The organism is Streptomyces sp. NPDC032126 (genome assembly GCF_055580085.1).
Map to the genome: position 1 here is coordinate 609,153 of NZ_JBVIMA010000003.1, position 21,585 is coordinate 630,737.

20 protein-coding genes are annotated in these 21,585 nt (G+C 72.6%); 17 read left to right on the plus strand and 3 right to left on the minus strand.

What is annotated here, in order from left to right:
- Positions 1-2 precede the first annotated feature (2 nt).
- Complete coding sequence (locus tag ACZ5NW_RS15740) at positions 3-986, minus strand: ATP-binding protein (RefSeq protein ID WP_468744366.1); 984 nt, start codon at positions 984-986, stop codon at positions 3-5.
- Positions 987-1,087: 101 nt separating this feature from the next.
- On the opposite strand from ACZ5NW_RS15740, the gene ACZ5NW_RS15745 reads away from it, so the two are divergent.
- Positions 1,088-1,912, plus strand: a complete 825-nt coding sequence (locus ACZ5NW_RS15745; RefSeq protein ID WP_468744367.1) for a Fic family protein — start codon at positions 1,088-1,090, stop codon at positions 1,910-1,912.
- 320 nt (positions 1,913-2,232) lie between these two features.
- Here ACZ5NW_RS15745 and ACZ5NW_RS15750 read toward each other — a convergent pair whose 3' ends face one another.
- A complete protein-coding gene (locus ACZ5NW_RS15750) occupies positions 2,233-3,072 on the minus strand; it encodes an HAD family hydrolase (RefSeq protein ID WP_468744368.1) in 840 nt (279 codons plus the stop codon).
- Between the two features lie 592 nt (positions 3,073-3,664).
- Here ACZ5NW_RS15750 and ssd point away from each other — a divergent pair.
- From ssd to ACZ5NW_RS15785, 7 genes are all read left to right on the plus strand, one after another.
- The gene (gene ssd, locus ACZ5NW_RS15755; protein WP_468744369.1) at positions 3,665-4,768 is read left to right on the plus strand and encodes a septum site-determining protein Ssd; all 1,104 of its coding nucleotides are present in this window, start codon (positions 3,665-3,667) and stop codon (positions 4,766-4,768) included.
- Positions 4,769-4,859: 91 nt separating this feature from the next.
- Positions 4,860-6,035, plus strand: a complete 1,176-nt coding sequence (locus tag ACZ5NW_RS15760; RefSeq protein ID WP_468744370.1) for a TadA family conjugal transfer-associated ATPase — start codon at positions 4,860-4,862, stop codon at positions 6,033-6,035.
- A 156-nt stretch (positions 6,036-6,191) separates the two neighbouring features.
- A complete protein-coding gene (locus ACZ5NW_RS15765) occupies positions 6,192-7,052 on the plus strand; it encodes a type II secretion system F family protein (protein ID WP_468744501.1) in 861 nt (286 codons plus the stop codon).
- A 96-nt stretch (positions 7,053-7,148) separates the two neighbouring features.
- Positions 7,149-7,964 carry a type II secretion system F family protein gene (locus ACZ5NW_RS15770; RefSeq protein ID WP_468744371.1) on the plus strand — a complete coding sequence of 272 codons (816 nt, stop codon included), beginning with the start codon at positions 7,149-7,151 and terminating at the stop codon, positions 7,962-7,964.
- Between the two features lie 122 nt (positions 7,965-8,086).
- Positions 8,087-8,308, plus strand: coding sequence for a DUF4244 domain-containing protein (locus ACZ5NW_RS15775; RefSeq protein WP_468744372.1), 222 nt, complete (start codon positions 8,087-8,089; stop codon positions 8,306-8,308).
- 28 nt (positions 8,309-8,336) lie between these two features.
- Complete coding sequence (locus ACZ5NW_RS15780; protein ID WP_468744373.1) at positions 8,337-8,663, plus strand: TadE family type IV pilus minor pilin; 327 nt, start codon at positions 8,337-8,339, stop codon at positions 8,661-8,663.
- Between the two features lie 35 nt (positions 8,664-8,698).
- Positions 8,699-9,118, plus strand: coding sequence for an Rv3654c family TadE-like protein (locus ACZ5NW_RS15785; RefSeq protein ID WP_468744502.1), 420 nt, complete (start codon positions 8,699-8,701; stop codon positions 9,116-9,118).
- On the opposite strand, the gene ACZ5NW_RS15790 is transcribed toward ACZ5NW_RS15785, so the two are convergent.
- Positions 9,006-11,537: a DEAD/DEAH box helicase gene (locus ACZ5NW_RS15790; protein WP_468744374.1), complete on the minus strand. Its 2,532-nt coding sequence runs from the start codon at positions 11,535-11,537 to the stop codon at positions 9,006-9,008. The two genes, ACZ5NW_RS15785 and ACZ5NW_RS15790, sit on opposite strands and share 113 nt — an antisense overlap.
- A gap of 82 nt (positions 11,538-11,619) precedes the next feature.
- Between ACZ5NW_RS15790 and bldG the strand changes: the two genes are divergently transcribed.
- From bldG to ACZ5NW_RS15835, 9 genes are all read left to right on the plus strand, one after another.
- Complete coding sequence (bldG, locus tag ACZ5NW_RS15795) at positions 11,620-11,961, plus strand: anti-sigma factor antagonist BldG (RefSeq protein ID WP_009189842.1); 342 nt, start codon at positions 11,620-11,622, stop codon at positions 11,959-11,961.
- Between the two features lie 118 nt (positions 11,962-12,079).
- Positions 12,080-12,508 (plus strand): ATP-binding protein, encoded by a 429-nt coding sequence (locus ACZ5NW_RS15800; protein WP_468744375.1) that lies wholly within the window; start codon positions 12,080-12,082, stop codon positions 12,506-12,508.
- A gap of 322 nt (positions 12,509-12,830) precedes the next feature.
- Entirely contained in the window at positions 12,831-15,236 is a 2,406-nt protein-coding gene (locus ACZ5NW_RS15805) for a sodium-translocating pyrophosphatase (RefSeq protein WP_468744376.1), read from the plus strand.
- Between the two features lie 234 nt (positions 15,237-15,470).
- Positions 15,471-16,073: a small secreted protein gene (locus tag ACZ5NW_RS15810; protein WP_468744377.1), complete on the plus strand. Its 603-nt coding sequence runs from the start codon at positions 15,471-15,473 to the stop codon at positions 16,071-16,073.
- Between the two features lie 95 nt (positions 16,074-16,168).
- Positions 16,169-17,692 (plus strand): DUF7059 domain-containing protein, encoded by a 1,524-nt coding sequence (locus tag ACZ5NW_RS15815; RefSeq protein ID WP_468744378.1) that lies wholly within the window; start codon positions 16,169-16,171, stop codon positions 17,690-17,692.
- A 37-nt stretch (positions 17,693-17,729) separates the two neighbouring features.
- Complete coding sequence (locus ACZ5NW_RS15820; protein ID WP_468744379.1) at positions 17,730-18,734, plus strand: ArsR/SmtB family transcription factor; 1,005 nt, start codon at positions 17,730-17,732, stop codon at positions 18,732-18,734.
- A 168-nt stretch (positions 18,735-18,902) separates the two neighbouring features.
- Positions 18,903-19,916 (plus strand): ABC transporter ATP-binding protein, encoded by a 1,014-nt coding sequence (locus tag ACZ5NW_RS15825; RefSeq protein ID WP_468744380.1) that lies wholly within the window; start codon positions 18,903-18,905, stop codon positions 19,914-19,916.
- The gene (locus tag ACZ5NW_RS15830) at positions 19,913-20,713 is read left to right on the plus strand and encodes an ABC transporter permease (protein WP_468744381.1); all 801 of its coding nucleotides are present in this window, start codon (positions 19,913-19,915) and stop codon (positions 20,711-20,713) included. The genes ACZ5NW_RS15825 and ACZ5NW_RS15830 overlap by 4 nt, the downstream gene beginning before the upstream one ends.
- A gap of 46 nt (positions 20,714-20,759) precedes the next feature.
- The gene (locus tag ACZ5NW_RS15835; RefSeq protein ID WP_468744382.1) at positions 20,760-21,551 is read left to right on the plus strand and encodes an ABC transporter permease; all 792 of its coding nucleotides are present in this window, start codon (positions 20,760-20,762) and stop codon (positions 21,549-21,551) included.
- The last annotated feature ends 34 nt before the right edge of the window (positions 21,552-21,585 follow it).

Sequence of the window (21,585 nt, forward strand, 5' to 3'; positions counted from 1 at the left end):
CGTCACGCGGGAGCGGCCACGGCCCCCTCGCGCAGGACGAACGCGGGGTCGACCTGGGCCGCCAGGTCGGCCCCCGTGCGCTCGTTCCCCCACGACTCGGCGTTCTTCAGATGGAAGTGGACCATCTGGCGGGTGTAGCGCTCCCAGTCGCGCCGCTCGTACGTCGCGTCGGCGGCCGAGCGCAGACGGCGCAGGGCCTCGTGGTTGGTCTCCTCCAGGAGCTCGAACCGGGGCGGGCGGCCCTTCTCCATGGCGCGCACCCAGTCCGAGTGCCCGACCGTCACGAGCAGGTCGTCCCCGACCTCGGCGCGCAGGAAGTCGAGGTCGTCCTGTCCCTGCACCTTGTTGCCGACGGCCTTCAGCTCGACGCCGAAGTCGCGTGCGTACTCCTTGTACTGGCGGTAGACGGAGACCCCCTTCCGGGTCGGCTCGGCGACGAGGAACGTGATGTCGAAACGGGTGAACATGCCGGAGGCGAAGGAGTCCGAGCCGGCCGTCATGTCGACCACGACATACTCGTCACGGCCGTCCACCAGGTGGTTCAGGCACAGCTCCACCGCTCCCGTCTTGGAGTGGTAGCAGGCGACCCCCAGGTCGGCGTCGGTGAAGGGGCCGGTGACCATCAAACGGGCGGCGCCGCCGTCGAGTTCCACCGGGCGGGCGCAGGCGTCGTAGACCGGGTTGTCCTCGCGCACGCGCAGCAGGCGGGAGCCCTCGCCGGGCGGGGTCGTCTTGATCATCGTCTCGGCCGAGGCGATGCGCGGGTTGGCGCCCCGCAGATAGTCCTTGATCAGCGGCAGCCGGTCGCCCATGGCGGGCAGCGCGGCGGCCTCCGCCTCGTCCAGCCCGAGTGCGGCGCCCAGATGCTGGTTGATGTCCGCGTCGACGGCGATCACGGGCGCGCCGGTGGCCGCGAGGTGGCGGATGAACAGGGAGGAGAGCGTGGTCTTGCCGCTGCCGCCCTTCCCGACGAAAGCAATTTTCATGTTCACCAAGCGTAGTCGGATGATAGCTGTCGGTGTCGCGCACGCGTGAAGAAGACCACTCCATAGTGGGGCGCGGGCGACGGATGCGTAGGGTCGTACTCATGAGTACGACAGGCGCGACCGCCGACCCGCTCGCGGCCCTGGGCTCCCTGCCCGGCGTGGCCGAATCCGTGGAGTCCGTCCGCAAGGCCGTGGACCGGGTCTACGGGCACCGCATCATGCGGCGTCGCAGTACCGAGATCACCTCCGAGGCCGCGCTGCGCGGCGCGCGTGGCTCGGCGGCGCTCTCCGGTGCGGACTGGGCCCTGGAAGAGGTGCGCCGGCGCACCGACTTCGGTGCCGACGACGAGGCACGCGTGATGGGCGCCGCCCTGCGGCTGTCGGCCGAGGCGGGCCAGCTGCTGTCCATCTGGCGGCAGTCCCCGCTGCGCGTGCTGGCCCGGCTGCACCTGGTGGCGGGCGCCGACCAGGGCGAGCAGGTCGGGCGTCCTCGTCAGGCCGGCGAGAGCGTCGACGAGCCCCTGATCGAGCTGCCGCTGCCGGGCGCGGCCGAGGTGTCCGGGCGGCTGGAGGGCCTGGCCGAGCTGATCGTGACGGGCAGTTCCGCGCCCGCCCTGGTCACCGCGGCCGTGGTGCACGGCGAGCTGCTCGCGCTGCGGCCCTTCACCTCGCACAACGGCCTGGTCGCGCGCGCGGCCGAGCGCGTCGTGCTGATCGGCAGCGGTCTGGACCCCAAGTCGGTCTGCCCGGCCGAGGTGGGCCACGCCGAGCTGGGGCGCGCCGCCTATCTGGCGGCCCTCGACGGCTATGTCTCCGGCACCCCGGAGGGCATGGCGGCCTGGATCGCCCACTGCGGCCGCGCGGTCGAGCTGGGCGCGCGTGAGTCCACGGCCGTGTGCGAGGCACTGCAGCGCGGCGCGGCATAACGACGAAACGCCTCCCCGGAGGGAGGCGTTTGGTTGCGGCGGTACGAATCCTCGTACCGCCGCTGGCATGTCCACCGGGGTACCAAGCGTCCTCGATATCTGCCCATCAGGTCGGGATCTTTGCCCGTCACCTGGTGCGGCTGGCCCGTAATCGACGGGTCGACGTCGCGTGGGTGCCCGGTGTCCATGCGCGGTCCGTGGGGCCAAATGCGTTAGAAGGTGATCCTCTCGGATGTCCTTGGTCTCGCGGGCCGTTGAATCCTTTGTAACGCAGGATCCGGACAAGCGGAAGCCCTACCTGCCGTTCTTTACTTTCACTCTCAAAGGGGTGCCAAACGGGCGCGTCGCCGGGTCGTGTACCAGACGATGCCCGCCGTGGCCGCCGCCGCTCCTATGGCCGCGGCCGCGACGAGCGCCGGGCGGGGCGGCACGGAGAAACCGCGGACGCGCTGCTTGAGCCGCACCGGTCGGTGGAAGTCGAGAATCGGCCACCCGCGCGCGAGGGCCTCGCGGCGCAGCGCGCGGTCCGGGTTCACGGCGTGCGGATGGCCCACCGCCTCCAGCATGGGCACATCGGTGGCCGAGTCGCTGTAGGCGTAGCAGCGGGAGAGGTCGTAGCCCTCCGACTCCGCCAGCTCCTTGATCGCTTCCGCTTTCGTCGGGCCGTAGGCGTAGTACTCCACGTCGCCGGTGTAGCAGCCGTCGTCGCCCACCACCATGCGGGTGGCCACGACCCGGTCGGCGCCGAGCAGTTCGCCGATCGGCTCCACGACCTCGGCGCCGGACGTGGACACGATCACGACGTCGCGGCCGGCGGTGTGGTGCTCCTCGATGAGGGAGGCGGCCTCGTCGTAGATGATCGGATCGATCAGGTCGTGAAGGGTCTCGGCGACGATTTCCTTCACCTGTCGGACGTTCCAGCCGCGCACCATCCCGGAGAGGTACTCCCGGGTCCGTTCCATCTGGTCGTGGTCCATACCGCCCACGAGGAAGACGAACTGGGCGTACGCGGTGCGCAAGGCGGCCCTGCGGTTGATCAGCCCGCCTTGGTAGAAGGACTTGCTGAAGGTGAGCGTGCTCGACTTCGCAATGACCGTCTTGTCCAGGTCAAAGAAGGCGGCTGTGCGGGGCAAGGAGTGGTTTTCCACGCCCTTGAGCATAGGGGCAGCCCATTCGGCGTAAGGTGGGCGCGTGGGTTTGCCTGAGAGGGCTCTCGGGTACACCATGGAAGTCACGGATCGTTCGCGACCGTGCTAACCCGGTCCGACTCCTCCCCCCCCCGAGTCGGCCGTGGAGACGACCCCCGCTCTCCCCCCCGGCGGGGGTCGTCGCATGTCCGGGCGGGTTTTCCCTTCTGTCCACGGCTGGACCGCCGTGTCGAGGCGGCCGAGGCCGTCCCTTCCGCATGCCCCGGGGTCGTCACGGTGCGTAGTCATCGGACTGCTCTGCGGAAGTCGCACACGAGGTGGTGCGGGACTCACCGGTTTGGGTGACGGCGATATTCACAAGCCCTGACTCGTCCACAGATATCGACCAAGATCCACACGATTTCGAGCTTCGTTGCACCGTGATTCCGGCGCCTCCGCTCGGGCCGAGTTCATGACTCGTTCCGTTTGCCGGGCGCGCCCGGCCGGTTTCCTTCGGGTGTTCCCGCCGGCCGTTCATATGGAGACCGCTTGCCGGTTCTTCACACGTTTGGGAATCGCGGGGCCACAGGGGCCCGGCGACCCGCAGCGAAGGGGGATGAAAACCGTGGCCGGAGCCGTCACACACGACCCGCCGCCCGCCGCCTCGGGACGGCAGAGCGGGCCGCTGATCGTCACAGAGGACGCCGAACTCCTCGACGACCTCCTGCGGCTGTGCGCCGCCGCGGGAGCCACACCGGAGGTCCATCACTCCCTTCCGGAAGGAAGGGGCGGCTGGGATTCCGCGCCGCTCGTCCTGGTCGGCGACGACGCCGCCCGACGCGTGCGCGGCACCCTGCGCCGACGCGGGGTGGTGCTCGTCGGACGCGACCAGGACGACTCCGGGGTGTGGCGCCGGGCCGTCGAGATCGGCGCCGACCACGTCCTGCTGCTGCCCGACGGCGAGCAGTGGCTCGTCGACCGCATCGCCGACGTCGCCGAGGGCGTCGGCCGGCCCGCGCTCACCGTCGGCGTCATCGGCGGCCGGGGCGGGGCCGGAGCGTCCACGCTCGCGTGCGCCCTCGCCGTCACCTCCGCGCGTGAGGGACTGCGCACCCTTCTGGTGGACGCCGATCCCCTCGGTGGCGGACTCGACGTACTCCTGGGCGGGGAGACCGCCGAGGGCCTGCGCTGGCCGGCGTTCGCCGCCTCGCGCGGGCGCGTCGGCGGCGGCGCGCTGGAGGAGTCGCTGCCCGAGCTGCACTCGCTGCGGGTGCTCAGCTGGGACCGCGGCGACTGCGTCGCCATCCCGTCCCAGGCCGTCCGCGCGGTCCTCGCCGCCGCCCGCCGGCGCGGCGGCACGGTCGTCGTCGACCTGCCGCGCCGCGTCGACGACGGCGTCGCCGAGGTCCTCGCCCAGCTCGACGTCGGACTCCTCGTGGTCCCCGCCGAGCTGCGCGCGGTCGCGGCGGCCGGCCGGGTCGCCTCCGCGGTCGGCATGGTCCTGCGGGACCTGCGCGTGGCGGTACGGGGGCCGTACGCGCCAGGGCTCGACGACCGTGAGGTGGCGCGGCTGCTCTCCCTTCCGCTGGCCGGCGAGGTGCCCGTGGAGTCGGGCCTGCTGCGCCCGGACGGCGGCGGGACACCACCCGGGGCGAGCGCACGGGGCCCGCTGGCCCGGTTCTGCAAGGGGTTCTGGGAGCGGGCGTTGGCTGAGGCGGGTGGCGCATGAGCGGGGTACTGGCGGGGAGCGAGGGGCGGGGCCCGCTGGCCGGGTTCTGCGAGGGGTTCTGGGAGCGGGCGTTGGTTGAGGCGGGTGGCGCATGAGCGGGGTACTGGCGGGGAGCGAGGGGCGGGCCCTGCTCGACGGGGTGCGGCAGTGGCTGGCCCGCAGCGGCGCCGAGCCGACCCCCGCGCGCGTGGCGCAGGCCCTGCGTGAACAGGGACGGGTGCTCGGCGACGCGGAAGTGCTCGGAGCGGCCGAGCAGTTGCGGTCCGAGCTGGTCGGCAGCGGGCCGCTGGAACCCCTGCTCGCGGACCCCTCGGTGACCGATGTGCTCGTGTCGGCGCCCGACCGGGTCTGGGTGGACCGGGGCGGCGGCCTGGAGCTGACCTCCGTGTCCTTCCCGGACGCGGCGGCCGTACGACGGCTCGCGCAGCGGCTGGCCGCGGTGGCCGGGCGGCGCCTGGACGACGCCCGGCCCTGGGTGGACGCCCGCCTGCCCGACGGAACCCGGCTGCACGCGGTGCTTCCCCCGGTCGCCGTCGGCGGCACCTGCCTGTCGCTGCGGGTCGTACGGCCCCGGGCCTTCACCCTCGACGAACTGGTCGCCGCGGGCACGGTCCCGCCCGGCGGGGACCGGGTACTGCGGGCGCTCATGGACGCGCGGTTGTCCTTCCTGGTCAGCGGGGGCACCGGCAGCGGCAAGACGACGCTGCTGAGCGCGCTGCTCGGACTGGTCGGGCCGGGGGAGCGGATCGTGCTCGCCGAGGACTCAGCGGAGCTACGCCCGAACCACCCGCACGTGGTCCGGCTGGAGACCCGGCCCGCCAACCAGGAGGGCGCCGGGCTCGTCACGCTGGAGGACCTCGTGCGGCAGGCGCTGCGGATGCGGCCGGACCGGCTGGTCGTCGGCGAGGTGCGCGGAGCCGAGGTCGTCCATCTGCTGGCCGCGCTCAACACCGGCCACGAGGGCGGCTGCGGGACGGTCCACGCCAACGCGGCGGCGGACGTACCGGCCCGCCTGGAGGCGCTGGGCACGGCGGCGGGGGTCGACCGGGCCGCACTGCACAGCCAGTTGGCGGCGGCGCTGTCGGTGGTACTGCATCTCGTCCGGGACCGGAGAGGCAGGCGGCGCATCGCGGAGGTGCGGGTGCTGGAGCGCGACGCGGACGGACTGGTGCGGACGGTGCCGGCGCTGCGGTGGGGGGCGGGGGCCTTTGTGGAGGAGGCGGGGTGGGGGCGGTTGCGGGGGGTGTTGGGCGAGGCGTGGGGGTGAGGTGTGGGGTGCGTGGGGTGTGGGCCAGACGGTCGGGGTCGGCTACTTGGGGCGAGGACGAGGGCGGGGATGGGCTGCGGGAACGCGCGTGTGTCGGGCGCGGGCGGATGGCATGAGGGCGGGATGTGACGTGGAGGGAGTCGAGTGGTGAGTGGGATGCGGGACACGGCGATGGTGGCGGCCGCGGTGTGCGCCGGGGCGGCCCTGTGGGTGATGAACGGGTGGCATTCCGGGGCCCGGCGCGCGCAGTTGCTGCTGGCGGGCGGTGGAGTGGTCGGGGTCGGGCCGCCGTCGTGGCGGCAGTGGGGGGAGGAGGTGCGGCGGTTTCGGCGGCGGTGGCGGCCCGAGTGGTGGTCGCTGGTCGCCGGGCTGGCGCTGGCCCTGCTGGGGGCCTCGGTGCTGCCGGTCGTCGCGGGGGCGGCCGGGGTGCCGCTGCTGCGGCGGGTGCGCCGGGCCGGTGCGGAGCGGCGGGCGCGGGAGCGGCGAGGGGACGAGGTGATCGCCCTGTGCTCGGCGCTCGCCGGGGAGGTACGGGCAGGACGTCAGCCCGGCGAAGCGCTGCTGCGGGCCGCGCGCGACTCCGGAGGGCTGGGCCCGGCACAGGCGGCTGTCGTGGCGGCGGCGCGGTTCGGTGGAGACGTGCCCGGTGCGCTCACGGTCGCCGCGCGGCAGCCGGGGGCCGAGGGGTTGCTGGGTCTGGCCGCGTGCTGGCGCGTGGCCGTGGACCAGGGCGCGGGCCTGGCGGACGGGCTCGGCCGTCTCGAAGGGGCGTTGCGTGCGGAGCGGGACCAACGGGCGGATCTGCGAGCGCAGTTGGCGGGCCCGCGTACGACAGCGGTGATGCTGGCCGGTCTGCCGGTTCTGGGGCTTCTGCTGGGCGCGGCCCTCGGTGCCGATCCGCTCCACGTCCTGCTGCACACCGGGGCGGGGCTGGGCTGTCTGGTCGCCGGGGGTGCCCTGGAGGGCGCGGGGATGTGGTGGGCGATGCGGATCGTGCGGGGGGCCGAGACGGGGTGAGGTGTCGGCGGGGGTGGTGGGGGTGCTTGGGGCGTGGGCTCCTGAGGCAGGGGCGCCTGAGGCAGGCGGCGTGAGGACGGGGAAACGGGAGGCGAAGTGAGTGGGGAAGTTGTCCACAGGCTGGGGGCGGTCATGGGGATCGCGCTGGCTCTCGGGCCGTTGGTGCGGTGGGCGCGCGGCGTCCGGCACCGGCGGCGGGCGCGGCGACGGCTGGCCGAGTTGCTGGCGGTGAGGCCGGTGACGGCGGCCGGGACGGTGGGTGAGGCGCCGCGTCACGTGGTTCGGGATGCCGTGCGGCGGTGGTTGCCCGAAGTGGGGGTGGTCGGCATCGGGTTGCTGCTGATCGGCGGTGTCGCCGGGGTCATGGCCGGGGCAGCCGGCGCGGTGGGGCTGTGGTGGTGGCGCCGGAAGGGGGAGGGGCCGGCCGGTGCGGCGAAGGAGGCCGAGGGGCGGATCGCCACTGCTGCGGCCCGTCAACTCCCCTTGGCCGCCGATCTGCTGGCCGCCTGCATCGCGGCGGGGGCGGGGCCGGTCGTCGCCGCGCAGGCCGTGGGCGAGGCGCTGGGCGGTCCCGTCGGGGACGGGCTGGCGCGCGGGGCGGCGGAGGTGCGGCTAGGTGGTGAACCGGGTGCCGCGTGGCGTGGGTTGGCGTCGGCGCCGGGCGCGGCGGCGTTGGCACGGCTGCTGGAGCGGGCCGACGAGTCCGGGCTTCCGGCGGCCGGGCCGGTCGCCTCCCTCGCCGCCGATGCCCGCGCGGAGCGGGTGCGTGCGGCGACGGCACGCGCGCGCCGGGCGGCCGCATTGGTCACGGCACCGGTGGGGCTGTGCTTTCTGCCCGCGTTCATCGCGGTCGGGGTGCTGCCCGTGGTGATCGGGCTGGCGAGCGGGGCGCTGGGAGGGGGCGGCCGATGAGCGGGTGAGGACGAACAGGGACGGATCAAGAGGTCGAAGCCGCAAGTCGGCGTGTGTGTGGGTCGCATCCATGAGTCGAGCGAACTCGGCTTTCAACGGGACGGAATCGTACGGGGGTTGAGATGTACAAGACGGTATGTGTGGTGAGGGCGCGGCTGCGTGCCCTGGTGTGCGGCGGGGTGTCGACGGTGCGCAGGGATGGGGGCATGGTCACCTCCGAGTACGCGATGGGGATCGTCGCGGCGGTGGCGTTCGCCGTGCTCCTCTACAAGGTGGTGACGAGTCCGGAGGTGGCCGCCCTGCTCCAGGGCATGGTGAAGCGAGCGCTCAGTGAAGGGGGCTGAGCGCGGGCTGCGTTCGGACGGGGGGTTCGTGACGGCGGAGTCGGCGGTGGTGCTGCCGGTGCTGGTGGCGTTCGCGATGGCGTTGGTGTGGGGGTTGTTGGTGATCGCCGCCCAGATCCAGTGTGTGGACGCGGCCAGGACCGGTGCACGGGCGGCGGCCCGTCAGGATCCGCCCGGCGCGGTCGTCGGACTGACCCGCGCGGCGGCACCGAAGGGCGCGCGGGTGACGGTCGGCCGGGAGGGCGACGAAGTGCACGTGGTGGTCGTGGCGAGGCCGCCGTTGCTGCGGGGTTTGCCGTTCGAGGTACGGGAGGAGGCGGTCGCGATGGCCGAGGACGTGGAGGTGGGGCCGTGAGGGGCCGGCCGGCCTGGGGGAGAAGGGCGCGAGGCATCCGTGCGGGAGGGGACCAGGGGTCCGCGACCGTGTGGAGCCTGGGGATGATCGCGGTGCTCTGCGTGGTGTTCGGCGTCGTGCTGGCGCTGGGGCACGCCGTGGTCGTCCGGCATCGGGCCGCCGGTGGCGCGGATCTCGCGGCGCTCGCGGCGGCGGACCACTGGGTGGACGGTGCGGAGGCGGCCTGCGCCCGGGCCGATCGGGTGGCCCGGGCGCAGGGGGCGCGGCTGGTGCGGTGCGCGGTCGTGGGGGAGGTGTCGGACGTGACGGCGGCCTCGGGTGGAGGACCCTTCACGGCGGAGGTCAGGGCGAGAGCGGGCCCCGCGGAGGCGACGCCGGAGCCTCCAGGTCCGTCTCCTCCCCCTCCGGCTCCTCCCGCTTCTCCTCGTCCGGCGCCCCCCGCAGCAGCTCCGTGAGCAGGCGTACCGCGCCCCTCTTGTGCAGTGGGTCGTTGCCGTTGCCGCACTTGGGGGACTGGATGCAGGACGGGCAGCCGGCGTCGCACTCGCAGGAGGCGATCGCCTGGCGGGTGGCGGTCAGCCAGGCCCGGGCGGTGTGGAAGGCGCGCTCCGCGAATCCCGCGCCGCCCGGGTGGCCGTCGTAGACGAAGACCGTGGGCAGGAGCGTGTCGGGGTGCAGGGGGACCGAGACCCCGCCGATGTCCCAGCGGTCGCAGGTCGCGAAGAGGGGCAGCATGCCGATGGAGGCGTGCTCGGCGGCGTGGAGGGCGCCGCCAAGGATCTCGGGGTGGATGCGGGCCGCGTCCAGCTGGTCCTCGGTGACCGTCCACCACACCGCGCGGGTGCGCAGCGTACGAGGAGGGAGGTCGAGTTTCGACTCGCCGAGGACCTCACCCGTGATGAGCCGACGACGCAGGAAGGAGACGACCTGGTTGGTGACTTCGACCGAGCCGTAGCACAACCGGCCTTCGCCCCAGGGGATTTCGACGTCGGTCTCCAGGACGGAGATGGCGGTCGTGTCGCGGGCGACCGTCGAGTAGGGCGGGTTGGCCTCCTCGACCAGGGCGACCGAGTCGTCGAGATCGAGGGAGCGGACGAGGTAGGTGCGGCCCTGGTGGAGATGGACCGCGCCCTCGTGGACGGTCGCGTGGGCGGCGCCCGCGTCGACCGTGCCGAGCAGCCGGCCCGTGCCGGTCTCGACGATCTGCACCGGCCGGCCGCCCTCCCCGCGGATGTCGGTGAGGTCGGCGGCCCGCTCACGGCGCGTCCAGTGCCAGGCCTTGGTGCGGCGGCGCAGCAGTTTCGCGGCCTCCAGCTGCGGCAGCAGCTCGGCGCCGGCGGGGCCGAAGAGTTCCAGGTCCTCCTCCACCAGCGGGAGTTCCGCGGCCGCCGCGCACAGGTGCGGGGCGAGGACGTAGGGGTTGTCGGGGTCGAGGACCGTGGACTCCACGGGCTGGTCGAACAGGGCCTCCGGATGGTGGACGAGGAAGGTGTCCAGCGGGTCGTCGCGGGCGACGAGGACGGCGAGGGCGCCCTGGCCGGCGCGACCCGCCCGGCCGGCCTGCTGCCACAGGGACGCGCGCGTGCCCGGGTAGCCGGCGATCAGGACCGCGTCCAGGCCCGAGACGTCGATGCCGAGCTCCAGAGCGGTGGTGGCGGCGAGGCCGAGCAGCTCGCCCGAATGGAGGGCCTGCTCCAGGGCGCGCCGTTCCTCGGGGAGGTAGCCGCCGCGGTAGGCCGCGACACGCCGGGCCAGCGAGCGGTCCACTTCGGCGAGGCGCTCCTGCGCGATCACCGAGATCAGCTCGGCGCCGCGCCGGGACCGTACGAAGGCGACCGTGCGGATGCCCTGGACGGCGAGGTCGGTGAGCAGGTCGGCGGTCTCGGCGGTGGCGGTACGCCGAACGGGGGCGCCCTTCTCGCCCTGCATCTCGGTGAGCGGGGGCTCCCAGAGGGCGAACACCAGTTCACCGCGCGGGGAGGCGTCGTCGGCGATCTCCACGACGGGGAGGCCGGTCAGGCGGCGGGCGGCCACCGCCGGATCGGCCGCCGTGGCCGAGGCGAGCAGGAAGACCGGGGAGGCGCCGTAGCGGGCGCACAGACGGCGCAGCCGGCGCAGGACCTGGGCGACGTGGGAGCCGAACACGCCGCGGTAGGTGTGGCACTCGTCGATGACGACGTACTTCAGCGCCTTCAGGAAGGAGGACCAGCGGGGGTGGGAAGGCAGGATGCCGCGGTGCAGCATGTCCGGGTTGGTCAGGACGTAATTGGCGTACTGGCGGATCCATTCGCGTTCCTCGACCGGCGTGTCGCCGTCGTACACCGCGGGGCGCACGGCCGTGCCGAGCGGCTGTGAAAGTTCCTTCACGGAGCGGCACTGGTCCGCGGCGAGCGCCTTCGTGGGGGCGAGGTAGAGGGTGGTGGTGCCTCGGCCGTTCGGAGCCTCGGAACCCCCCAGGAGAGTGGAGAGTACGGGGACGAGATACGCCAGGGATTTCCCGGACGCGGTGCCCGTGGCGACGACCACCGAGTCGCCGTCGAGGGCGTGCTCGGCGGCCAGTGCCTGGTGGGCCCAGGGGTGCTCGATGCCCGCTCTCCGGACGGCGGCGATCACCTCCGCGCGAATCCGGTCAGGCCAGACGGCATGGCGGCCCTCCCGCGGGGGCAAGTGCTCCGTATGAGTGATGCGCGACGCCCGGCTCGGTCCCGAGGCGAGCCTGTCCAGGACAGTGGCCGGCGACGGTCGGGGCACGGGTTTCGCCGAGGGTCGATCGGATCGGTGATTCTTGGCCATCGGCACCGAGTGTGTCACTGGCGTGACGGACAATGGGGCCAAGGCGTCGTGCACGCCTGCCGGTAAGTGATTGAATGCCATCGCGGCTGGCGAACCGTCCTGGGGGCTTCAAGCCGAGGTGTCCCGAGGGACGACCGCTCGATAGCAAGGTGCTGGAGGATCCGTGGACCTGTCCCTGTCGACCCGTACCGTCGGCGATCGTACGGTCGTCGAGGTCGGTGGCGAAATCGACGTATATACCGCGCCCAAGCTGCGCGAGCAGCTGGTCGAGCTGGTGAACGACGGGAATTTCCACCTCGTCGTCGACATGGAGGGCGTGGACTTCCTCGACTCCACCGGGCTCGGCGTGCTGGTCGGCGGCCTGAAGCGAGTGCGTGCCCATGAGGGCTCGCTGCGCCTGGTGTGCAACCAGGAGCGCATTCTGAAGATCTTCCGCATCACCGGTCTGACCAAGGTGTTCCCGATCCACACCTCGGTCGACGAAGCGGTGGCGGCCACCGACTGACCCGCCGCTCCCGGGCGCGCACAGGAGTCGCGCCCGGGGCGGCACAGGTGAACACCGGGGGACCGGGCTTTCGGCGCCCGGCCCCCCAACCGCACGCCCGAAGTTCCGAGGGGGATGCATGGCCACCGTTGAACTCCGCTTCAGCGCGCTGCCCGAGCACGTCAGGACCGCCCGACTGGTGGCGGCAGCGGTGGCGCGCAGGGCCGGAGTGGACGAGGCCGTCCTCGACGAGGTGCGCCTCGCCGTCGGCGAGGCGTGCAGCCGGGCGGTGGGACTGCATCAGAGCAGCGGTGTCACCGCGCCCGTGAAGGTGGCGCTGATCGAGGAGGAGAAGCAGTTCTCCATCGAGGTCGGCGACGAGGCACCGCACGCGGTGCCCGGGGAGGCGTCGGCCGGCCCCGACCCCGACACGGAGGTCGAGGAGGACGAGATGGGCCTCGCGGTCATCAGCGGCCTCGTCGACGACGTGGAGGTCAGCACCGGGGAGCACGGCGGTCTGATCCGCATGACCTGGCCGACCACCCCGGCGGCGGCCACGCTGTCCTGAGCGTTCTCGAGCGTTCTCACCGGTTTCGGTGACCGAAGGGCCCTACCTCGTAGGGCCCTTTGCCATGTGCGCACCGGGGTACTCGTGCTTACAGTGGTTCCGCGAAGTGAATCTTGGACGGCCGGACCCGGACGTGTGAATCATGGCTCTGACGAACGAGTGAATCATGGCCTTGAATATCGTGAAGAATTTCACGATCAATGGCCTTGAAGCATTACCCGGTGCGCGGGCGAATTCCATTTGCCGCGCACTGTTTTGATCAGGTTCCGGTACCTACAATCCGTCCACATCTTGAGCTCAGCCCAAGCGTCAAGGAGGACGAATGGCGGAGCTTTCTCTCCCTCATCGCTCGGTCGACTCCACAACGTTCGCGGCCGCGGTCCTGACCGACGGCAACCGTGTTCTCGTGATGGTCATCGGGCTCGTGGCCCTGGCCGCCCTAGTGGTCGCGTGGGTGCTGCTGCGGCAGGTGCTCACGGCCGGCGAGGGCACCGACAGCATGAAGAAGATCGCCGCCGCGGTCCAGGAAGGCGCGAACGCCTATCTGGCACGGCAGCTGCGCACGCTCGGCGTATTCGCCGTCGTGGTCTTCTTCCTGCTCATGCTGCTGCCCGCGGACGACTGGAATCAGCGTGCCGGTCGATCGCTCTTCTTCCTGATCGGTGCCGCGTTCTCGGCGGCGACCGGCTATATCGGCATGTGGCTCGCCGTACGCAGTAATGTGCGCGTCGCCGCGGCGGCCCGGGAAGCGACTCCGGCGGAAGGCGAGCCGGAAAAGGATCTCACCGAGGTCTCGCACAAAGCCATGAAGATCGCTTTCCGCACGGGTGGCGTCGTCGGCATGTTCACGGTGGGGCTCGGGCTGCTCGGCGCCTCCTGCGTGGTGCTGGTGTACGCGGCCGACGCGCCGAAGGTCCTGGAGGGCTTCGGTCTCGGCGCGGCGCTCATCGCGATGTTCATGAGGGTCGGCGGCGGCATCTTCACCAAGGCCGCCGACGTCGGCGCCGACCTGGTCGGCAAGGTGGAGCAGGGCATTCCGGAGGACGACCCGCGCAATGCCGCGACCATCGCCGACAACGTGGGCGACAACGTCGGCGACTGCGCGGGCATGGCGGCCGACCTCTTCGAGTCGTACGCCGTGACCCTGGTCGCCGCGCTGATCCTCGGCAAGGCGGCCTTCGGCGACTCGGGGCTGGCGTTCCCCCTTTTGGTGCCCGCCATCGGAGTGATCACGGCGATGATCGGCATCTTCGCGGTCGCCCCGCGCCGCGCCGACCGCAGCGGCATGACCGCGATCAACCGGGGCTTCTTCGTCTCCGCGGTGATCTCGCTGGTGCTGGTCGCGGTCGCCGTCTTCGTCTACCTGCCGGGCAAGTACTCCGACCTCGACGGCGTCACCGACGCGGCGATCAGCGGCAAGGACGGCGACCCGCGGGTCCTGGCGCTCGTCGCGGTGGCGATCGGCATCCTGCTGGCCGCCGTCATCCAGCAGCTGACCGGCTACTTCACCGAGACCAACCGGCGGCCGGTCCGGGACATCGGCAAGACGTCGCTGACGGGCCCCGCCACCGTCGTCCTCGCCGGCGTCTCCGTCGGCCTCGAATCGGCCGTCTACACCGCCCTGTTGATCGGCCTCGGCGTGTACGGGGCGTTCCTGCTCGGCGGTACGTCGATCATGCTCGCGCTGTTCGCGGTGGCGCTGGCCGGCACCGGCCTGCTCACCACGGTCGGTGTGATCGTCGCGATGGACACCTTCGGACCGGTCTCCGACAACGCGCAGGGCATCGCCGAGATGTCCGGGGACGTCGAGGGCGCGGGCGCGCAGGTGCTCACCAACCTCGACGCCGTCGGCAACACCACCAAGGCCATCACGAAGGGCATCGCCATCGCCACGGCCGTTCTGGCGGCGTCGGCGCTCTTCGGGTCGTACCGCGACGCCATCACGACGGGCGCGCGCGACGTCGGCGAGAAGCTCAGCGGCGAGGGCGCGCCGATGAGCCTGATGATGGACATCTCGCAGCCCAACAACCTCGTCGGGCTCATCGCGGGCGCCGCGGTCGTCTTCCTCTTCTCGGGACTGGCGATCAACGCCGTGTCGCGGTCGGCGGGTTCGGTGGTCTTCGAGGTGCGCCGGCAGTTCCGCGAGAAGCCCGGGATCATGGACTTCAGCGAGACACCGGAGTACGGCAAGGTCGTCGACATCTGCACCAGGGACGCCTTGCGCGAGCTGGCCACGCCCGGTCTGCTCGCCGTCATGGCACCGATCTTCGTCGGGTTCACGCTCGGCGTCGGCGCGCTCGGCGCGTATCTCGCGGGCGCGATCGGCACGGGCACGCTGATGGCGGTGTTCCTCGCCAACTCCGGCGGTGCCTGGGACAACGCCAAGAAGCTCGTCGAGGACGGTCATCACGGCGGCAAGGGCAGCGAGGCCCACGCGGCGACGGTGATCGGCGACACGGTCGGCGACCCCTTCAAGGACACCGCGGGACCTGCGATCAACCCGCTGCTGAAGGTCATGAACCTGGTGTCGCTGCTCATCGCGCCGGCGGTCATCAAATTCTCCTACGGCGAGGACAAGAGCGTGGGGGTACGGGTACTGATCGCGGTTCTCGCGCTCGCCGTGATCGTCGGAGCGGTGTACGTCTCCAAGCGGCGCGGCATCGCCATGGGGGACGCGGACGACGCCGAGGAATCCGCCAAGTCGCCCGATCCCGCGGTGGTTTCGTAGAACCGGACTCTGGCGGCCCGCGCAGGGGGCGGGCGGAAGGAGATCAAGGGGCGGGCGGACGGCGCGAGTTGACGCGCCGGCCGCCCGCCTTCGCGAGGGGTGCCGGTGATCTGTGGGCCGCGTCTCGTCGTGAGCCTTCTCTCGCATGGTGTATATAGCTGAATACATTGACAAAGCGGGCATTCCACTTGGAGTGGTGGCCGGGTCGGCGTGTATGTTCCGGGGCCGAGAGCCATGGAAGGGACCAATCCGGTGAACAAGAAGCTCGCGGCCGCGCTGTCCGGCGGTGCGGTACTGGCAGTGGCGCTGACGGGATGCGGCAGCGGCGAGAAGGACAACAAGGAACTGGACGCGTGGGCCCAGCAGGTCTGCGCCACCGTGCCCACCCAGCAGACGAAGATCACCGCCGCCTTCGAGGCCCTCGGCAAGGCCGACAAGGACGGCGCGCCGGAGGAGCTCCAGAAGACCGACTCGCAGGCCTTCCAGGACCTCTCCGACGGCTTCAAGGCGCGCGCGACGGCCATCGAGAAGGCCGGGCCGCCGCCGGGCGTCGAGGACGGCGGGAAGAAGCAGCAGGACGCCGTCGCCAAGCTCACCGCCCTGTCCGGGTCCTACGCCTCCCTGAAGAAGCAGGTGGACGCGCTGAACACCAAGGACCAGGGGAAGTTCGCCGCCGGTCTGGACGACGTCTCGGAGAAGATGAAGTCCGTGTCCACGCAGTACAAGAGCGCGGTCGACGCGGTGCAGAGCCTGGAGGAGGGCGACGTCAAGGACGCGGTCGCCCAGCAGGACGGCTGCAAGAAGATCGCGGCGACGTCGGGGGCCACCGGGAGCTGAGCGGGGCGGGGCGGCTGCGCCTAGGTGTGGCCGGGTGTGGCCGGCGGGGCCGGGTGGTCGAGCCCCCGCCGGGTTCCGCGGGCCACAATGGGGGCGTGAGTAACGGCACCCAGTCCCCCCTGCCCTCCCTCGGCCGTCCCGAGGTCACCGCCGGCCTGCGTGAGGCGCTGCTCGCGGCCTCCTTCACCGCCGACGGCCTGCTCGACCTGCTCGGCGCCCCCGCGTACGCCGCGCTCGCGCGCAGCGAGACCGTGCCCGCCCTGCGCGCGACGCGCGGGGACGCGCCGCTGGAGACGCTCGCCCGGCTCTTCCTGCTCCAGCAGCCCGTGCCGCACGCGCGCGTAGCGGACGTACTCCCCGTGCACGCGTGCGTGGACAGCGGCTGGCTGGTGCGCGTCGGCGACGACGAGATCGCGGCGACCGTGGACGTACGGCCGTACGGCGGGCCCGACGGCGAGGACTGGTTCATCGTGTCCGACCTGGGCTGCGCGGTCGGCGGAGCCGGCGGCATCCGCAGCCGAGACGAGGACGTCGTGCTGGGCGTCGGCGGTGCCTCCACGACCCTGGCCGGCATCACCGTCCGTACGCCCGTCTCCTCCGCCCTCGACCTCGGCACCGGCTCCGGGATCCAGGCGCTGCACGCCTCCCGCCACGCCACGCGCGTGACGGCGACCGACCTCAACCCGCGCGCGCTGCACATCACCGCGCTCACCCTCGCCCTGTCCGGCGCCCCCGCGGCCGACCTGCGCGAGGGCTCCCTGTTCGAGCCGCTGGACGACGACGCGACGTACGACCTGATCGTCTCCAACCCGCCGTTCGTGATCTCGCCGGGCGCCCGGCTGACGTACCGCGACGGCGGGATGGGCGGGGACGATCTGTGCCGCTCGCTCGTTCAGGGAGCGGGGGAACGGCTGAACGAGGGCGGGTTCGCGCAGTTCCTCGCCAACTGGCAGCACGTCGAAGGGGAGGACTGGCAGGACCGACTCAGGGCATGGGTGCCGCGCGGCTGCGACGCGTGGATCGTGCAGCGCGAGGTGCAGGACATCACGCAGTACGCCGAACTGTGGCTCAGGGACGCCGGCGACCACCGCGAGGACCCGGCCGCGTACGAGGCGCGCTACGACGCCTGGCTGGACGAGTTCGAGGCGCGCAAGGTGCGGGCGGTCGGATTCGGCTGGATCACCCTGCGCCGGACGGCGGCGGCCGACCCGGTGATCACGGTCGAGGAGTGGCCGCACCCGGTCGAGCAGCCGCTCGGCGAGACGATCCGGGCCCACTTCGAGCGGCTCGACTACCTGCGCGCGCACGACGACGCGGCGCTGCTCGCCGGGCACTTCCGGCTGGCCGCCGAGGTCGTCCAGGAGCAGGTCGGGCTGCCCGGCGCCGAGGACCCGGAGCACGTCGTGCTGCGTCAGCACCGCGGCATGCGGCGGGCCACCAAGGTGGACACGGTCGGCGCGGGCTTCGCGGGCGTGTGCGACGGCACGCTCAGCGCCGGCCGCATCCTGGACGCCATCGCCCAGCTGATGGGCGAGGACCCCGTGGTGCTGCGCGACCGCACGCCGGCGCAGATCCGGCTGCTCGTGGAGCAGGGTTTCCTGGAACCGGCGGGGGAGTGACGACCGTGGTGGAGGGCGTTGGCCGGGGGCGGCCCCGGTGGTGATCCGTATCGAGCTCGACGAGGCGTCCCTGGGGGCCACCCGGATCGCCGTCAGCCCGCTGTGGGAGGCGTTCTGCAGCCTGCACCTGGCCATGCCGCACCGCACCCCCTCCTGGCCGTACCAGAAGTGGGTGGCACGCGCGCGTGAGGTGATCGACGGCGACGACCGGATCGCCCCGCTGCGCGCGCTCATGCGGGGCCCGCTGAACTTCCCCGACTTCATGCTTCCGCAGCCGATCGGCACGACCTCGGTCGAGCACGAACTGGAGATCCTGCGCGGCACACCGGCGGACGTGGTGCGGGCCCAGATGGCCGAGCACTACCCCGGCATGGACGACCACCCCCTCGTACGGCCGTACCTGACGGACTCCGAGGCCGCCTGCGCGGCGCTCGCGGACGCCTACGCGGCGTACTGGGAGGGCGCCCTGGCCGACCTGTGGCCGGTCATGCGGCGGCTCGTCGAGGACGAAGTCCTGGTCCGCGCGCGGACGTTCGCCACGGAGGGCGTCGACGCGCTGTTCGCCGGGCTGGAGGCGCGGGCGAAGTGGACACCGCCCGTCCTGGAGCTGACCAAGCACATCGACGCCGAGTACCGGGCGGGGGAACGGCGGCTGCTGCTCGTCCCGCTGGTGTTCGCCGAGGGGTGCCGGCTGTACTCGACCGACGATCCCGAGGTGCTCACCGTCTCCTTCCAGGCCCGGGGCGCGGCGGCGCTGCGCGAGCGGCAGGAGACGGCCGCGGAGGACCGGCTCGGGCTGCTGCTCGGGCGCGGGCGGGCCGCCGTCCTGCGGGAGCTGGGCGGACCGCTCACCACGGCCGGCCTCGCCGACCGGCTCGGCCTCGCCCCCAGCACCGTCTCCGAACACCTGTCCGTGCTGGCCGAGTCGGGGGTCGTCACCCGGCACCGCGTCGGCCGCAGCGTGTACTACCAACTCACCGACACCGGCCGCTCCCTGCTCGCGCTCCTGTCGGGGGAGGGCGTGCTTCGGGCGGTGGGCTGACGGGGGTGGCGGGCCGGCGCGGCCGGCGAGCCGAGGCGTGTGGCTGCTTGCGGCACGCGCGCGTGGGTTGCCCTCGCACACTCGCGCGCGTCACCCGCGCGTGCCCGACGATTCGGGAGGCGCCGAATTCGTCGACCGGGCCCGGGGCGCGCGCCTAGCGTCCCGCACATGCTTGCCATCGAGGCGCACGGGTTGCGCCGCACCTACACATCACGCACGGGCTGGCTGCGGCCCCGGCGCACCGCCACCGAAGCTGTACGAGGGGTCAGCTTCGAGGTGGCGCCGGGGGAGCTGTTCGGACTGCTCGGCCCCAACGGCGCGGGCAAGACGACGACCATCAAGATGCTCAACACCCTGCTGCTGCCCACCTCGGGCACGGCACGCGTGTTCGGGCACGACGTGGTCCACGAGCCGGTCGCCGTACGCCGCAGGATCGGCTACGTCTTCGGCGGCGACCGGGGCCTGTACGACCGGCTGTCCGCCCTGGACAACCTGCGCTACTTCGCGGAGCTGTACGAGGTCGAACCGCGCGAGCAGCGCCGCCGTATCGCCGAACTGCTGGAACTCGTCGGCCTGGACGGGCGCGAGCGGGAGCGCGTGGAGGGCTACTCGCGCGGCATGCGGCAGCGGCTGCACATCGCGCGCGGGCTGCTCCACCGGCCCGACGTGCTCTTCCTGGACGAGCCGTCGATCGGCGTCGACCCGGTCGCCGCCCGCGATCTGCGCCGCACCGTCGCCGATCTGTCGGCGGCCGGCACCACGGTCGTCCTCACCACGCACTACATGGCCGAGGCCGACGAACTGTGCGACCGCATCGCCGTCATCGCGGGCGGCGAGATCCGCGCCCTCGGTACACCGGACGCGTTGAAGTCCCGCGTCCAGGAACGCGACGTCCTGGAGGTCGAGGTGCACGGCATCGCCGAGGCCGAGCTGGAGCGGGTACGGCGGCTGACCGGCGTACGGGACGCGGCCGTGGACGAACGCGGCGCCGTACAGCTGCTGACCGTACAGAGCGAGCGCGGAACCGAGCTCCACGCGCGCGTGCTGGCCGCACTCGACGGAGTGCGCGTGGGACGCGTGACGACCCGCGAGCCGACCCTGGAGGACGCCTACGTCGCGATCGTCGCGGAAGCGGAACGCAAGACCCAGGACCTGGCCGAGCCGACGGCGGTCCCCGCATGAGCGCCCCGAAGCGCCTGACGCGCCCGAAGCGCTGGTCGCGCCTCATCGCCGTCGGCATGCGCACGCACGTCACCTACATGTCGCGCTCACCCCTGGAGATCACCTTCGCGGTGCTCGTCCCGCTCGTCTACGCCACCCTCGCCGTCTACCTCTTCCGCGCCGCCGGCGACCCGGACCGGCTGCTCACCGCCTCCGTCGGCGCGGGGCTGATGGGCATCTGGTCGTCGGTGCTGTTCGGATCGGGCGGGGCGGTGCAGAACCAGCGCTGGCTGGGCACCCTGGAGTGCCTGGTCGTCGCGCCGACCCGGTTGCCGCTGGTGCTGCTGCCGATCACCTTGTCCACGGCCTTCGTCGGGACGTACTCGATGGTCGCGACGGTCGTCTGGGGGCGGCTGCTGTTCGGCGTGCCGCTGCACTTCGCGCACCCCGGGCTCTTCCTGCTCGCGGTCCCGGGCTGCGTCCTCGCCCTTGGCGCGATGGGGCTGCTGCTGGCCGCCACGTTCGTCCTGCTGCGCAACGCCAACGCCCTGGCCAACCCGCTGGACGCGCCCGTATGGCTGCTGTCCGGGATGCTCGTGCCGGTCACCGTGCTGCCCGCCTGGACCCGTCCGCTGTCCTGGGCGCTGCCCACCACGTGGGGTGCCCGTGCCGTGCACGCGGCGACGTCCGGTGGGGCCGTGGCCGCGCCGCTCGGCCTCGCGCTCGGCCTGGGCGCGCTCTACGCGCTGCTCGCGGTCGCCGTACTCGGCCGGGTCGAGGCACGCGCGCGTGCGGCCGCGACCCTCGCCCTCGCCTGACCGCCGACGGCTCTCCGACGGCCCGCTGACCTCCAAGGACCCCGCCATGCGTCACCTCGTCCGTACCGCGCGCCTCGTCGTCATCGGCGGCGGCATCTCCTACCGGGCGCTGTTCAACTGGACCACGCCCTCGATGTTCATCGGCACCCTGCTCGTCGGTCCGGTGCTCCAGCTCCTCTTCTTCGTCTTCCTCGGGCGTCAGCTCGGCGTCGCCGACGACCGCTTCTACCTGCTCGGCAACGCGGTCCTCGCCTCCTCCACGGCCTGTGTCTACGGCGGCACGATGGCCGTCTCCAACGAGCGCCGCTACGGCACGCTGGGCGCCGTTCTGCTCAGTCCGCGCCGCCGGGGGCCGCTGTGGTTCGGGCGGGCCCTGCCGTACGTCCTCAACGGACTCGTCGTCAGCGGGTTCACGCTCGCCGTCTCGGCGCTGGTGCTGGGGCTGCCGCTGCCGGCGGGCAGTGTGCCGGGCCTCGCCGTCGTCCTGGTCGCGGCGGCGGCCGCCTGCTCCGCCTTCGGGCTCGCCCTGGGCGCGCTGGGGCTGCGCTTCCGGGACGTGTTCCTGGTGTCGAACGTGGCCGGCTCGGTGCTGCTCCTGCTGACCGGGGCGAATGTGCCGCGCGAGACGCTGCCGCACTGGATGCGCGTCGCCGGCGAGGCGCTGCCGCTCACCCACGCGGCCACCGCCGCTCGGAGCGCGGCGGCCGGGCGGGGCCTGGACACGGGCCAGCTGGGCGCCGAGCTCGCGGTCGGCGCGGGGTACCTGCTGCTCGCGATCCTGCTGCTACGCGTGTTCGAGACGGGCAGCAGACGACGAGCGACCCTGGACGTGCTGTAGCCGACGACAACTCGACGACGCCGACCGAGCCGGT

Bases quoted from the DNA above. Each gene is read 5' to 3' on its own strand.
- ACZ5NW_RS15790 (WP_468744374.1), bottom strand. From the start codon at position 11,537: ATGGCATTCAATCACTTACCGGCAGGCGTGCACGACGCCTTGGCCCCA.
- ACZ5NW_RS15775 (WP_468744372.1), top strand. From the start codon at position 8,087: ATGTACAAGACGGTATGTGTGGTGAGGGCGCGGCTGCGTGCCCTGGTG.
- ACZ5NW_RS15745 (WP_468744367.1), top strand. From the start codon at position 1,088: ATGAGTACGACAGGCGCGACCGCCGACCCGCTCGCGGCCCTGGGCTCC.
- ACZ5NW_RS15830 (WP_468744381.1), top strand. From the start codon at position 19,913: ATGAGCGCCCCGAAGCGCCTGACGCGCCCGAAGCGCTGGTCGCGCCTC.
- ACZ5NW_RS15805 (WP_468744376.1), top strand. From the start codon at position 12,831: ATGGCGGAGCTTTCTCTCCCTCATCGCTCGGTCGACTCCACAACGTTC.
- ACZ5NW_RS15810 (WP_468744377.1), top strand. From the start codon at position 15,471: ATGGAAGGGACCAATCCGGTGAACAAGAAGCTCGCGGCCGCGCTGTCC.
- ACZ5NW_RS15760 (WP_468744370.1), top strand. From the start codon at position 4,860: ATGAGCGGGGTACTGGCGGGGAGCGAGGGGCGGGCCCTGCTCGACGGG.
- ACZ5NW_RS15765 (WP_468744501.1), top strand. From the start codon at position 6,192: ATGCGGGACACGGCGATGGTGGCGGCCGCGGTGTGCGCCGGGGCGGCC.
- ACZ5NW_RS15750 (WP_468744368.1), bottom strand. From the start codon at position 3,072: ATGCTCAAGGGCGTGGAAAACCACTCCTTGCCCCGCACAGCCGCCTTC.
- ACZ5NW_RS15835 (WP_468744382.1), top strand. From the start codon at position 20,760: ATGCGTCACCTCGTCCGTACCGCGCGCCTCGTCGTCATCGGCGGCGGC.
- ACZ5NW_RS15800 (WP_468744375.1), top strand. From the start codon at position 12,080: ATGGCCACCGTTGAACTCCGCTTCAGCGCGCTGCCCGAGCACGTCAGG.
- ACZ5NW_RS15825 (WP_468744380.1), top strand. From the start codon at position 18,903: ATGCTTGCCATCGAGGCGCACGGGTTGCGCCGCACCTACACATCACGC.
- ACZ5NW_RS15740 (WP_468744366.1), bottom strand. From the start codon at position 986: ATGAAAATTGCTTTCGTCGGGAAGGGCGGCAGCGGCAAGACCACGCTC.